This window comes from Acidovorax sp. LjRoot129, from assembly GCF_964253765.1.
Lineage (GTDB): Bacteria > Pseudomonadota > Gammaproteobacteria > Burkholderiales > Burkholderiaceae_C > Acidovorax.
Map to the genome: position 1 here is coordinate 3,249,143 of NZ_CAXUSE020000001.1, position 13,705 is coordinate 3,262,847.

The following is a 13,705-nucleotide window of genomic DNA, read 5'->3' on the forward strand; positions in this document are numbered from 1 at the left end:
CAGCCGATGCCTTGAACACCCTGGGTGCCCTGTTGCCCTGTTGCCCTGGCGCATGAATGCGTTCAGGCGTTCATGCGTTGAGGCGTCACTTGCTGCCGGATTTCTTCTGCTCCAGCTCCAGCCGCAATTCCATCAGGTCGTTGTCCATGCCAAAACCGACGGCCTGCCCTGCTGCAGGCGGCGCGGTGACCGGCACGGGAGGCAGATCGCTGAGCGTGAGGTGCGGCGGCTCGGACAGATCCAGGTCGAGCGGAGCGCCGCGCGTGTCGGGCTCTGTCCGCGGCCATGAGGCGGTTGCAGGCGCAGGCTGTGGCGCAGGGGTGGCGCTTTTGCGCGGGACTTCGCCAAAGTCGAACTCCAGGCTGGCCGCCAACGAGTCCATGGGCGACGCATCCCTGGTGGCCGACGCGCGCGCTGGCTCCTCGACGACTTCCGTTTCTACACGCGGTGGCGCCAGCGGCGTGGTGCGCTTGCGGGGCGCCGGCTCGCCACGGGCACTCGCTGGCGTGGTCTGCGCAATCGCCAGCAGGAGCAGCAGGTCGTCGTAGGCCGCGAGGTCAAAGGCTTCGACCGGCTCAGCCCCCGCGCGGCGGAAGAGCATCTTCTCAAGCAGCAGCAGCACCGACGGGGATGTCCACTCGGCCTCGATCTCGGCCAACGCGTCGGTGTAGTGGTACAGCATGCGGCCGGTGCGATGAAAGCTCGCAAACTCCGGCACCTGCGCGTTGAAGGATTGCATGAACTGCGCGCGCAGCTGCGTGAACTCGTCCACACGGCTGAGGGTGTGGTACAGCCGCAAAAGCTCGAGGTAGGCCAGTGGCGAAATGTCCCCGCGTTCGGCGATGTGTTTTTTCAGCACTTCGATGGCCTGCTGGTGCTCCCCGACCGAAATGAAGAATTCGGCCTGCTGCTGGATATCGAAAAGCTCTTCGGGGCTGACGATGTGCAAGGCGGGTTCGCGCGCTGGGGCGGCTGCCGCTGCGGGCACTGGGGCGGCGGCAAGCGGAACCGATGCGCTTGGCACAGGCGAGGTGTCGACAAATGCGGGCACCAACGGCGCGGCACCCGACACGCTGGCAAGCGCCGGCCGGCCAGAGGTCCGCGGAGCCAGCGGCGCGGGCGCCGAATGGGGCGAGGTGTCGGGCGGGGCCCAGGTGTCGCCAGGATGGGGAGACAGGCCCATCGCCGCGTCGTGCGCTGCAGCCAGGTCCCGGCCGCCCATCGCAGCCACAGAGTCGCGCCATGCCCGCACGGCTTTCTCGGAGGCGCTGCGCAGGCGCGTCCAGGTCCACGCAACCAGCAGCAGCGCGGCCAGCAACAAGCCGCCCAGCACATAGACCACCGTCGCGGGGAATCTCTCGCTCAAGGCCACTTCCAGTTGCTGCTGCACCTGGGCGGCACTGGCCCGGTCGCGGCTGGCCTGGGCGCGCAAGGCGGCCATGTCCGCCTCCAGGGCCTTGAGCCGATCGCTGTCCTGGACGTCCTCAGGCTGTGCATTCAAGGATTTCCATACGGCCGCTGCCTGCGCGCGCTGCGCCGAGGGCTGATCCGACGGCGTCACCAGCAGCTCTGGCGAAGTCCGCAGCGCCACGGGGCGATCCATCCAGAGATCGAGCGGCTCGACCACCAGGCGTGGGCGGTTGCCCGCAATAGACGGCGCAGCTGCTGCCTTGGCCGGCGGAGTGACTGCAGGGGGCCGTGCCGCACTGCGGGCCGGAGGCTGGACAGGCGGGCGGGCGGCCGCCCGGGGAGCTGTGGGGCCGGGAGCGGCAGGAGCCGTGGAGACCATAGGCCGGCTGTCGGGCGCGGCAGGCACCGCCGCAGGCACCGGGGGCGCGCTGGCCACCGCGCGTGCGCCTGCACCAGCTGGTGCGCCTCGTGGGCTCTCAACTCCACCGGCAGACGGCAGCCGCGATACATCCACCGGCGACGTGGACCGCGCCACCGTGGTGGGAAGTTCTGAAAGAAAAGTGTAGGTCCGCGAGACCTTGCCGGCGCATCCGGCGGCGAGTGTCACCGTGAGCACCGGTTCGTCTACCGCCACCGTGGCCTGCACCCGCACGGCCGGAGGTCGCCCACGCATGTCGGGCAATGGTGTGACGCGCACCCTCGCATCACCAATCGGGGTATCACCGGCCATCAGCTGGGCGGTGACACAAGATGACGCTACATCAGACCCCGGGTCCGGCTGAACATCAAAGGAAAGATCCACCGGAGCACCCAACACCACCATGCCCCTGCTGTTGCCGAGCGAGAGTGCCCAGGCGCCAGCAGCAACCACCCACAGACCGGTCCCCAAAATGGTGTTACGGATTTTCACAATATGTTCTGGTTTTGGTGCAGACCATTCTTGCACATAAGTCCCGCGCAACGCCAGAGCCATAATGGCGCTATGAAAATTCAGTTTCCCAACATCGGAATCGTGGGCACAGGGGCCATGGGCCGGGGCATTGCGCAGATCGCCGCGCAGGCCGGAAGCCAGGTGTTTTTGCTCGATGCAAACCCCGGTGCCGCGCAGGCCGCCCAGGCCGCGTTGCAAGAGCAGTGGGCCAAGCTGGTGGCCAAGGGGCGCATCGACGCCGACCAGGCCAGTGCATTGGCCGCAAGGCTGCACCCCGTGCAGGCCGTCACCGATCTGGCGGGCTGCGACCTGGTGGTGGAAGCCATCGTCGAGCGCCTGGATGTGAAGAAAACGCTGTTTGCCGAGCTCGAAGCCGTGGTGCGCAGCGATGCGGTGCTGGCGACCAACACCTCCTCCCTGTCCGTCACCTCCATCGGCGCGGGGCTGCAGCGGCCCGAGCGTTTGGCGGGCTTCCACTTCTTCAACCCCGTGCCCCTCATGAAAGTGGTCGAGGTGATTGCCGGGCTCAAGACCGATGCCGCCGTGTGCACCGCGCTGGCTGCCTATGCCAAAGAGATGGGCCACACCCCCGTGCAGGCTCAAGACACGCCCGGCTTCATCGTGAACCACGCAGGCCGTGGGTTCGGCACCGAAGCATTGCGCATCGTGGGCGAAGGCGTGGCGGACTTCGCCACCATCGACCGCATCCTGCGCGATCAGGTGGGCTTCAAGCTCGGACCGTTCGAGTTGATGGACCTCACGGCGCTCGACGTGTCCCACCCGGTAATGGAATCCATCTACCGCCAGTACTACGACGAACCGCGTTTTCGCCCCAGCGTGATCACGGCGCAGCGGCTGGCCGGGGGCATGGTCGGCAAGAAGGTCGGTGAAGGCTTCTACCGCTATATCGACGGAGCTGCCCAGGTGCCGGCCGAGCCGCCCGTGCCGGTGGTGGCCGATATTCCGCCGGTGTGGGTCTCGCCCCGCGCTGCGCGGCGTGCCGAGCTGTACCAGTTGCTCAAGGACCTGGGCGCCACCATCGAGACGGGCCAGTCGCCATCGCCCCACGCCCTTACATTGGTCGCGCCATTGGGCTTTGACATCACGACCGTGGCCGTGGTCGAGCGGCTGGACCCGGCCCGCACCATCGGCATCGACATGCTGGTGGAAGATGCAGCCACCAAGCGCCGCGTGCTGGCCACCAACCCTGCTACGCGCGTGGACATCCGCAATGCCGCGCATGCCCTGTTCGCACGCGACGGCAAGGCCGTGAGCGTGATCCGCGACAGCGGCGGCTTCGTCACGCAGCGCGTAGTGGCCACCATCGTCAACATCGCGGCCGACATCTGCCAGCAGGGCATCTGCTCCCCCAAGGACCTGGAAACCGCCGTGACCCTGGGCCTGGGCTACCCACAGGGCCCGCTGGCCATGGGTGACCGCTGGGGCCCGACCAATATTCTTGAAGTGCTGTTCAACATGCAGACCGTGTACGGCGACACCCGCTACCGCCCCAGCCCGTGGCTCCGCCGCCGCGGTGCGATTGGCCTGAGCCTTTCTCACGTAGAAGAAGCCTGACGCTTTACTGCCCTTTCCCTCGAAGTCGAAGGCCTAGTCCATGACCGCAGAACTGCAGAGCACCAGCCGGGGCCAGACCCTGATCCTGACCCTTCGCAACCCGGAGCGGCGCAATGCCATCGACCCTGCGATGTACGCGGCGGGCGTGGAGGCGCTGAGCGTGGCTGAAAGCAGCGCCGACATCCGCAGCGTGGTCATCACCGGGTCTGACGGCATGTTCTGCTCGGGGGGCAACCTGCAGCGGCTGCTGGCCAACCGGCAGCAGCCGCCCGAGGTGCAGGCGCAGAGCATCGAAGGCCTGCACAACTGGATCGAGACCATCCGCACCTACCCCAAGCCCGTGGTCGCGGCGGTGGAAGGTGCGGCGGCGGGCGCGGGCTTCTCGCTGGCGCTGGCCTGCGACTTCATCGTCTCGGCTCGCAACGCGGTGTTTGTGATGGCGTACAGCAACGTGGCGCTGTCGCCCGATGGTGGCGCCAGCTGGAGCCTCTCGCAGGCCCTGCCGCGGCAGGCAGCCACCGAGATCCTCATGTGCGGCGACCGCATCGGCGCGGAGCGCCTGCACGCGCTGGGCGTGGTCAATCGCATTGCAGAGCCCGGCGCGGCGCTCGACGCTGCGCTGGCGCTGTGTGAGCAGCTCAATGCCAAGGCACCCAACGCGCTCGCCAGCATCAAGGAACTGCTGGGCGAGGCACCCCAGGCCAGCCTCACTGCGCACCTGGGCCGCGAGCGCGATCACTTTGTCAAAAACCTGCACCACATCAACGGTGGCGCGGGCATCACGGCTTTCCTTGAAAAAGGCGTGCCGCGTTACGAATAGCGCCGCATCCTGGGCACCCACGCCTGCCCAAAAGCCCCGCTTGCTCATCAGCAACCGGGGCTTTTTCTTTTCTTAGGTCCCGCTTGCACCGCACAGACACGCAGGTGACAACCCTGACGCAGGACGAAGGTCCCTGACGCGACAATGGTCCTGTTTCTAGTCACGCAAAAGACAGGCCATGGACGACCCGATTCTTACTATCGAAGAACGTGAAGCGATCAACTCAGGTCGCTGGTTTTCATCCCTTTCACCTTCGCTACGCCACGACATCCTCCGATGTGCATACGTCAAACGCTTCAAGGACGGCGGCCTTATCGCCGCACGCGGCGACCCGCCCGAGGAGTGGATTGCCTGCGCGCGCGGTGCGGTGCGGGTGAGCTCCACCTCCATCTCGGGCAAGCAGATCACGCTGACCTATGTGGAGCCGGGCATCTGGTTCGGCGATGTGGCGATCTTCGACGGGGACCGGCGCACGCACGATGCCTATGCGCACGGCGACACCACGATCCTGTGTGTGGCCAAAGCCGACTTTCGCAAAATCCTCGCGGCGCACACCGAGTTCTACGAGGCCATGCTGCGCTTGCATGCACGGCGCATTCGCCAGCTGTACGGTTTGGTGGAAGACCTCAACACCCTGCCCCTGCGCGCGCGGCTGGCCAAGCAGCTGGTGCACCTGGTGCGCAGCTACGGCATTCCCAGCCTGTCGGACGGCAGCGAGATGCGCATTGGGCTGCAGCTGGCGCAGGAAGAGCTGGCGCAGCTGCTGGGCGCATCGCGCCAGCGGGTGAACCAGGAGCTCAAGGCGATGGAGCGCGAGGACGCCATCCGCATCGAGCCGGGTGGCTTGGTGGTGCGCGACCGCGAAGCGCTGATGCGCATTGCCGAAACCGACAACTGAAGAAACACGGACTCCCCGCCCACCCATGAGCAATTTCGACCATTTCGTGGGCACCCGGCCCGTCTCCGACCAGCATGCGTTCGATATCGACACGCTGACAGCCTGGTTGACTCAAAACATGGAAGGCTTTGCCGGCCCTCTGGCGGTAGAGATGTTCAAGGGCGGGCAGTCCAACCCCACTTACAAGCTCATCACACCCGGCACCAGCTATGTGATGCGCGCCAAGCCCGGCCCGGTGGCCAAGCTGCTGCCCTCGGCCCATGCCATCGAGCGTGAATTTGCCGTGATGAGCGGCCTGTACGGCACCGATGTGCCCGTGCCCCGCATGTTTGTGCTGTGCGAGGACGAGTCGGTGATTGGCCGCGCGTTCTACGTGATGGAGTGCATGCAGGGCCGCGTGTTGTGGGACCAATCCCTGCCCGGCATGACACAAGCCGAGCGCGGCGACATCTACAACGAGATGAACCGCGTCATCGCCGCACTGCATACCGTCAAGTTCGCCGACCGGGGCCTGGCCAGCTACGGCAAGCCTGGCAATTATTTCGACCGCCAGATCGGCCGCTGGAGCAAGCAGTACGTGGCGTCCGTCACGCAGCCCATCCCCGAGATGGACAAGCTCATGGAATGGCTGCCTGCCCACATGCCCGCCAGCGCGCGCGACGAGGCCCACGTCTCCATCGTGCATGGCGACTACCGGCTCGACAACCTAATGTTCCACCCCACCGAGGCGCGTGTGATCGCGGTGCTCGACTGGGAACTGTCCACGCTGGGCCACCCGCTGGCGGACTTCAGCTACCACTGCATGAGCTGGCACATCCCCGCCGCCATGGGCCGCGGCATTGCCGGGCAGGACCTGGCCACCCTGGGCATCCCCGACGAAGACAGCTACATCCGCCGCTACTGCGAACGCACCGGCATCGCCACGCCCGAAGCACTGCGTGCCGACTGGAACTTCTACCTGGCCTACAACATGTTCCGCATCGCCGCCATCCTGCAGGGCATTGCCAAGCGGGTGGAGGCAGGCACCGCCTCCAGCGCGCAGGCCAAGGCCTCGGGCGACACCGCGCGGCCCATGGCCGAGCTGGCGTGGTCGTTTGCGCAGCGTGGGTGAAGCAGGCACGACAACCACCGCACCCCAACAGGCGTACCCGGCAAACCAGGCTGGAGAGCCGCCCCTCGATTACCAACGGAGAAGACACCCATGGACTTTGACTACTCGCCCAAAACCAAGGAACTGCAGGCCAGGCTGCTCCAGTTCATGGATGACCACATCTACCCGAACGAGGCCGCGTACAAGAACGAGCTGGCCGCCAACACGACGGCAGGCAAGCGCTGGACGGCGCTGTCGACCATCGAGAACCTGAAACCCAAGGCCCAGGCTGCCGGTTTGTGGAACCTGTTCCTGCCGGTGGACAGTGCCGCCGCCTCGGGTTATGCAGGTGCGGGCCTGACCAATCAGGAATACGCGCCCCTGGCCGAGATCATGGGCCGTGTGCCATGGGCCAGCGAAGTGTTCAACTGCTCCGCGCCCGACACCGGCAACATGGAGACCATTGCGCGCTATGGCGACGATGCCAACAAGGCCCGCTGGCTCAAGCCCTTGCTCGAAGGCAAGATCCGCTCGGCGTTCGCCATGACCGAGCCCGACGTGGCATCGAGCGACGCGACCAACATCGAAACGCGCATCGAGCGCGACGGTGACGAGTACGTGATCAACGGCCGCAAGTGGTGGATCTCTGGCGCGGCCGACCCGCGCTGCGCCGTGTTTATCACGATGGGCAAGACCGACCCCGAAGCGCCGCGCCACTCGCAGCAGAGCATGGTGCTGGTGCCGGCCGATGCCAAGGGCATCACCATCATCCGCGCACTCAACGTGCTGGGCTACGACGACGCGCCGCACGGCCACGTGGAAATGACTTTCGAGAACGTGCGCGTGCCGGTGTCCAACATCCTGTTGGGCGAAGGCCGTGGCTTTGAGATCGCGCAAGGCCGCCTTGGCCCCGGGCGCATTCACCACTGCATGCGCCTCATCGGCCTGGCCGAGCGCGCGCTCGAGCTGATGTGCAAGCGCGCCTCGTCGCGCGTGGCCTTTGGCAAGACGGTGGCCCAGCAGACTGTTACGCAGGAGCGCATTGCCGAAGCCCGCTGCAAGATTGACATGGCCCGCCTGCTCACGCTGAAGGCTGCCTGGCTGATGGACGTGGCCGGCAACAAGGTCGCCAAGACCGAGATCGCCATGATCAAGGTGGTCGCCCCGAGCATGGCCTGCCAGGTCATCGATTGGGCCATGCAGGCCCACGGCGGCGGCGGCATGTGCGACGACTTTCCGCTGGCCTATGCCTATGCCGGTGCACGCACGCTGCGCTTTGCGGACGGCCCGGACGAAGTGCACCGCAACGCGATTGCCAAGTGGGAGCTGGGCAAGTACGGCACCTATGGCCGCGATGCGGGCGTGCCTGTCACCCGCGGAGGTTAGGAAATAAGCTCCCCCTGAGCCGCTTCGCGTCTTCCCCCTCTCTCGCGCTGCGCGCGGGAGGGGGACGCCCCCAGCGCGGCGGGGCGGCCCTTGCGCGGGGGCACTGGCCCTGGGGCGTGCCAGTCGCATAGGGCGTGGGACCCGCGCACACCATGAACAACGGGGCCACTGGCCCCGTTTTCCGTTTTCCGTTTTCCGCTCCGTTTCCTTTCGGGTCAGGCGCTCGCGGCGCTACCGGCTGATGTGTGACTCGTCGTCCGGCCCCGCCACCGACATCGGCGGCAGGTTCTGCAAAGCGGCCTGCCCGGCCACCAGCAGCAGCTGCTTAGCGTGCGCGATTTCGGCCAGGCTGCGCTGGGTGTGCTCCAGGCGCAGGTAGACCTTGCCCCGCGCGAGCATCAGCACCATGGGCGATTTGGCGCGCTCTGCGCCGCCCTCGCCTTCCACCGCGTTGAGCAGTTGCGAGACCACCGGCGCATGGATCCAGCGCTGCGCCAGCTCGATCCGCTCGGCCACCACCGTGAAGTGTTCGCGGAAGGATGCCGGTAGGCCGGGCCAGGTCATCTCTTCGTACATCGACAACCAGCGCATCTCTTCGGGCAGGTTGCTGCTGATGGCCGTCTGCAGCGTGTCGGTGATGGCGTTGTAGGCGGTGCCCTCCAGGACTTCCTTGAGCGGGCGGTTGATGACCATCACCGCAGCGTCGGGGTCCGCGCCCACGTCGGCGCGGCCGCGCAGTTCCAGGCCGTGCACGTAGTCGCGGGTGGGCACGCTGCATTCCAGCCGCCAGGGGTGGCCGTGGATGTCACCGCCCAGGTCGAAATGCCCTTCGGTTGCGTGGGCCACGATGGGCAGCCGCTGGTCTGCGGCCCAGCGGGACACGTCGCGGTTGGTCACCGGGCGGCCCGGGCCGGATGCTGGGCCGCCATAGGCGCTGAATGCTTTGCGGAGGCGATCAAACATGGGGCTGCCGAAGCCAAGGCTTCGCAAGAGTCACGGGTGCAGGCATTATTGGGGGCATTGGCTTGGAAGGGAAGAAGCCCCCCCTGAGTCGCCCGCGGCGCCTTCCCCCGAGGGGGACGCACCCGGTGGACTGGCGGAGCCAGATCCACGGGTGCACTGGTTTGAGCCGAGCCTGTTTGGGCGGCTGTGGCTTGCACAGCGTTTTGGATGAATGACATGCTTTTTGTGAACTTGAACCGCCGCCTTGCCCTTTCTACCGCAGCTTTGGCGCTGGTGACACCCTTGTCCGCCTTCGCGCTGCCCAAAGATGCCTCGGCCTCGGCGCGCCAATTAGTGCGTTGGGCCACTGCCACCGCCGACCACCAAGGCCTACCCTTTGCCGTGATCGACAAGCCAGCGGCCCGTATCCATGTGTTCTCGGCGCGCGGGGAATGGATGAGCAGTTCGCCCGTGCTGCTGGGCGCGGCATTGGGCGACCGGTCTGCGCCGGACATCGGCCAGCGGCCGCTGTCGCAGATCCGCCCAGACGAGCGCACCACGCCGGCAGGCCGTTTTGTGACCGAGCCTGGGCGCAATCTGAAGGGCGACGACATCGTCTGGATTGACTACGAGGCCGCTGTGTCGCTGCACCGCGTGCGCAGCGTCAGCGCCGCCGAGCGCCGCCACCAGCGCCTGGCCAGCCAGGGCGCGGGCGACAAGCGCATCAGCTACGGCTGTGTGAATGCGCCCGAGGCGTTTTACAACCAGTTCATCTCGCCGTTGTTCGGGCAAGCCCGTGGCGTGATCTACGTGTTGCCCGACACCGAACCGTTTGCTACATTTTTTGTAGCTGCAAACGCTTACCAATAAAGCGCTAGAGGCCATTTTGGCTTGATTTTTCAGCCTGACGCACCCGCGCCGGGCGCGCCACCGGCCTTCAAGCCCGGGCAGACTCCAGCCGGAACACGGCCCGGCGCCCACCCACCTGCAGCCCCCGCGGGTTGACGATGCGGTCTGACCGGCGCGGCGCCAGCGCCTCGCGTTGCCGGGCATCGAGCCAGCCGAGCTGGTCCATTACTTCCACGGCGGCGGCCACCTGCGCGACCATGTTGCCGTCCATGACCTTAAGTGCAAAGGCCTCGCCCCGGCTGCGGCTGCCCACCACCTGCACGCCGTCGGCGCCGGTCTTGGAGACCCAGTCCCCTTGACCCACGCGCATGAAGTCCAGGTCGTGCCGGCCTGTGCCCGAGCCCAGCTCCGGCCGCGCGACCATGGCATCGGCCAGTTCGGTGAGGCTCTGGTCCAGGTCTGTGTCCGGCGCGCCACCCGCCAGGCGGGCATAGCCCCGGGCCAGGCTCGCCAGCGGCATGGCGTAGTTGGGCGCCGAGCAGCCATCGATGCCCATGGCCAGTTGTTCAGGCGCCAAGCCCACCGCTTGCGCAACGTGTTCGCGGATGGCGACCTGCAGCGGATGGGCCGGGTCGAGGTGATCGTCCAGCGGCAATCCTTGCTGCACACAGTGCGCGACAAAGCCCGCGTGTTTGCCGCTGCAGTTGTTGTGGCGCTCGTCTGGCACAAAACCTGGGGGCAGCGCGCCGAGGCCCAGTTCGGCAAACAGCGGCCGGTGGCAGCCGCAGCGCAGCGCGTGGTAGTCCTTGCCCACGCTGGCCAGCATGCGCTCGGCTTGCTCTACGTGCATGGGCTCGCCGTTGTGGCTGGCGCACAGCAGCGCCAGCTCGCCCTGCCCCCAGCCCAGCGCGCGGGCTCCGCCCGACTGCATGAAAGGCAGCGCCTGGAACGCCTTGATGGTGGAGCGGGTGAAGGTGACCGTGTACGGGTCGCCCACCTGGGCCAACACCCTGCCGTCGCGGTCGGCCACGGCCACCGCGCCCCAGTGCTGGCACTCGACCAGGCCGCCGCGGGTGACTTCGATCAACGGTACAAAACCCATGGTGTGCTTTCTTGCAGCCTGCGTCACCGCGCGGCGGCGGCAGAGGTGGGGGCGCTGGATGGAGTGAGCGTGAGCTCGTGCGTCCAGCGCGCAGGCCGGCTTTGCAGCGCGCGGTAGCCGGTCTCGGCCCACGTGCTACTCATGTCGCGGTAGCGCGGAGAGAACACCAGGCCGCTCTGGCCTGTCTGGTAGATGAAGCGCGACTGTTCCAGGTCGGCCAGGTCATACACCGCGCGCAGCGATGCCGCATGGCGGTTCACATACGGGCCGCTCGCTTCGCCCGCGTTGTACTGGCCCACGTTCACGGTGTAGGCATCACCGTGGGATGGAACGCTCACATCAAAGAAGCGGGCGAGTGCCGGCACGTTGCCAAACGGCCGGTGCGCGCTGAGCGCCGGGTGCGCCGTGCCCCAGCGCCACGTGGCCGGGTTGGTGCCGTACACCGCCTGCAGGCGGTCGAGCGCACGGCCCAGGGCGGCGGCGGATTGCTCAGCACACGACGCCGGCTGGCACCACCAGCTGTCGTTGCGCTCCAGGATGCCTTCGAGCGCCGCACGGTAGTCGCGCTTGCCGTAGGTGGCGGTAAACCGCTCTTCGCCGATGCGCGGAATGATGACGCCGCGTGCCAGCTCGTCCGTCCAGGCCACAAAGATCAGCGGCGCGGCTTTGCCCGCGTCCATCACGCCATCGAAACCCTGCAGCTGCTGTTGCGCTGCGGCCGCCAGCGCGTGTTTTGATTGGGCCTGCTGCAGATGCGGCAACAGGCGGCGCGTAGCCAGCGAAGTCACATCGCGGTGGATGGCTTGCATGCTGGCCGCGTCGTGTTGGGGCGTGGCCTCGATGAGCTGCGCAATGCGCTCGTAGCGGTAGGGCAAGGCCCAGTCCTGCGTGAGGAAATGCGGGTAGCCCGGCGCTGTCACGCGCTGGTTGGCGGTGGCGATCCAGCCCCGGGTGCCATCGTCCTGCGGGGTCTGTTCGTAGGGGATCCAGCCCTTCCAGTCGTAGCGTGCATCCCAGCCGGGCGATGGTGCCACGCCGCGGATGTCGTTGGCGGCATCGCGCAGCGGCACGCGGCCTGCGGCCTTGAAGCGGATGTTGCCCTGCACATCGGCTGCCACCACGCTCTGCATGGGCGAGTGGTAGTGCGCCAGGCCTGCAAAAAGCTCGTCCACGCTTTGGGCCTGGTTGGTCTTGAAGCCCGCCAGCACGGTCTGGTTGTCGTCGTCCAGCGCGCTCCAGCGCAGCGCGATCACGTATTTGCCCAGGTCCAGCACGTCGGCGTGCGACTTCTGCACGTCGCTCAGCACGGGCCCGTGGCGGGTGCTGCGCACCTGCAGCTGCACATCGGCTTCGCCCTTGACGCGGATGGTTTCATTGCGCACCTTGAAGGGCGCCCAGCCGTCCGGCGTGCGGTATTGCGTGGCGTCGGCCGGGTTGATCTGCTCCAGGTACAGGTCCTGCACGTCGGGGCCCGTGTTGGTAAAGCCCCAGGCCACTTTGTCCGTGCGCCCCAGGACCACAAACGGCATCCCGGGCAAGGTGGCGCCCACGGCATTCATGGCGCCCATCGGCGTGCCGTCCGATGCCTGGCCCGCGGGCGCCTGCATGCCGGCAAAGTACCAGATGGCCGGCGCCGACAGGCCCAGGTGGGGGTCGTTGGCAAGCAGCGGCTTGCCGCTGACGGTGCGCGTGCCAGACAGCACCCAGTTGTTGCTGCCCTTGCCCTCGTTGGTGCCGGCGTTGCGGGTCAGCTCCTCGGCCCAGGCTAGCATGCCGGCGCTGATCTGCCGCGACAACACGCCGTCGCTTGGTGGCGGATTCACCTCGGGTGCTGTCGCCGTGTGGGCACGGCCCTGCGCCGCCGCCGTGGAGCCTGCGCCACCCGCGCGGTACACGCCCAGTTGCCGATACATCGCAGCCAGGTCGGCCGATGCAGCCGGCTTCTCGCCCGGATAAGGCGGCATCAGCTGCCACAGGCGGTCGGTGTCCAGCGTGCGGGCCACCGACAGGCGCGCGAACTCGGTGCCCCAGTTACCGCCCAGGTCCAGCGCCATCATCAGCGCCCAGCCCACACTGTCTTCTGGCTCCCACACCGCGCCCTGTGCACCGCCGGGTTGCACGCCCAGCACATGGAACTCGGGCGGCAGCGCCTGTGGTCGGTCTTTGTGAAAGGCGTGGATGCCTTTGCTGTAGGCCTGGAGCGCCTCCTTGGCGTACAGCGGCAGGCCGGCGTACTGCCGGCGCGCCACGCCCATGATGTCGAGTCCGCGCATGAGTTTGTCGGTCTCGAGCGTGGCGCTGCCAAAAACTTCGGACAGCTGGCCGTGCATCACGCGGCGGTTGAATTCGAGCTGCCAGGTGCGCTCTTGCGCATGCACGTAGCCGATGGCAAACCAGGCGTCCTGCGGGGTCTGCGCCTCAATGTGGGTGACATCGGAAGCATCGCGCCGCACCTGCACCGCCTGCGCAAGACCGGCCACCCCCAAAGTACCGTCCAGCGTGGCAAAGCTGCGCTGCACATACACCGCGGCGCCCGTGCCTGCCAGCAGCGCCACCACCACCAGACCGAGGGCGGTCCGTTTCATCCATGCCATGTTGTTGTCTCCTGTCGCATTGTTTCTTGTGGTGGCCGGTGCGTCGTGGGGACGCGTGGGCCCAGTTCGGAGTGCTGCGACCGCGGCGCACCAAAAGCCCGCGGGCGA

The 13,705-nt window shown here is 67.1% G+C and carries 10 protein-coding genes; 6 read left to right on the forward strand and 4 right to left on the reverse strand.

Annotation, left to right across the window (positions count from 1 at the left end):
- Positions 1-85 precede the first annotated feature (85 nt).
- A complete protein-coding gene (locus ACSQ3Q_RS14970) occupies positions 86-2,083 on the reverse strand; it encodes a hypothetical protein (protein ID WP_436135148.1) in 1,998 nt (665 codons plus the stop codon).
- Positions 2,084-2,392: 309 nt separating this feature from the next.
- Here ACSQ3Q_RS14970 and ACSQ3Q_RS14975 point away from each other — a divergent pair, with 309 nt between their 5' ends.
- From ACSQ3Q_RS14975 to ACSQ3Q_RS14995, 5 genes are all read left to right on the forward strand, one after another.
- The gene (locus ACSQ3Q_RS14975) at positions 2,393-3,916 is read left to right on the forward strand and encodes a 3-hydroxyacyl-CoA dehydrogenase (RefSeq protein WP_436135149.1); all 1,524 of its coding nucleotides are present in this window, start codon (positions 2,393-2,395) and stop codon (positions 3,914-3,916) included.
- 40 nt (positions 3,917-3,956) lie between these two features.
- Positions 3,957-4,736: an oxepin-CoA hydrolase, alternative type gene (locus ACSQ3Q_RS14980; protein WP_436135150.1), complete on the forward strand. Its 780-nt coding sequence runs from the start codon at positions 3,957-3,959 to the stop codon at positions 4,734-4,736.
- Between the two features lie 178 nt (positions 4,737-4,914).
- Entirely contained in the window at positions 4,915-5,634 is a 720-nt protein-coding gene (locus ACSQ3Q_RS14985) for a Crp/Fnr family transcriptional regulator (RefSeq protein ID WP_436135151.1), read from the forward strand.
- A gap of 25 nt (positions 5,635-5,659) precedes the next feature.
- Positions 5,660-6,745 carry a phosphotransferase gene (locus ACSQ3Q_RS14990; RefSeq protein ID WP_436135152.1) on the forward strand — a complete coding sequence of 362 codons (1,086 nt, stop codon included), beginning with the start codon at positions 5,660-5,662 and terminating at the stop codon, positions 6,743-6,745.
- Positions 6,746-6,835: 90 nt separating this feature from the next.
- Positions 6,836-8,110 (forward strand): acyl-CoA dehydrogenase family protein, encoded by a 1,275-nt coding sequence (locus ACSQ3Q_RS14995; RefSeq protein ID WP_436135153.1) that lies wholly within the window; start codon positions 6,836-6,838, stop codon positions 8,108-8,110.
- 231 nt (positions 8,111-8,341) lie between these two features.
- Here the strand turns inward: ACSQ3Q_RS14995 and ACSQ3Q_RS15000 are convergent, their stop codons facing one another.
- Positions 8,342-9,073, reverse strand: coding sequence for a hypothetical protein (locus tag ACSQ3Q_RS15000; RefSeq protein ID WP_436135154.1), 732 nt, complete (start codon positions 9,071-9,073; stop codon positions 8,342-8,344).
- Between the two features lie 207 nt (positions 9,074-9,280).
- On the opposite strand from ACSQ3Q_RS15000, the gene ACSQ3Q_RS15005 reads away from it, so the two are divergent.
- The gene (locus ACSQ3Q_RS15005; RefSeq protein WP_436135155.1) at positions 9,281-9,922 is read left to right on the forward strand and encodes a hypothetical protein; all 642 of its coding nucleotides are present in this window, start codon (positions 9,281-9,283) and stop codon (positions 9,920-9,922) included.
- Positions 9,923-9,989: 67 nt separating this feature from the next.
- Here the strand turns inward: ACSQ3Q_RS15005 and ACSQ3Q_RS15010 are convergent, their stop codons facing one another.
- Positions 9,990-11,003, reverse strand: a complete 1,014-nt coding sequence (locus ACSQ3Q_RS15010) for an asparaginase (RefSeq protein WP_436135156.1) — start codon at positions 11,001-11,003, stop codon at positions 9,990-9,992.
- Between the two features lie 23 nt (positions 11,004-11,026).
- Positions 11,027-13,597 (reverse strand): penicillin acylase family protein, encoded by a 2,571-nt coding sequence (locus tag ACSQ3Q_RS15015; protein WP_436135157.1) that lies wholly within the window; start codon positions 13,595-13,597, stop codon positions 11,027-11,029.
- Between the last annotated feature and the right edge of the window lie 108 nt (positions 13,598-13,705).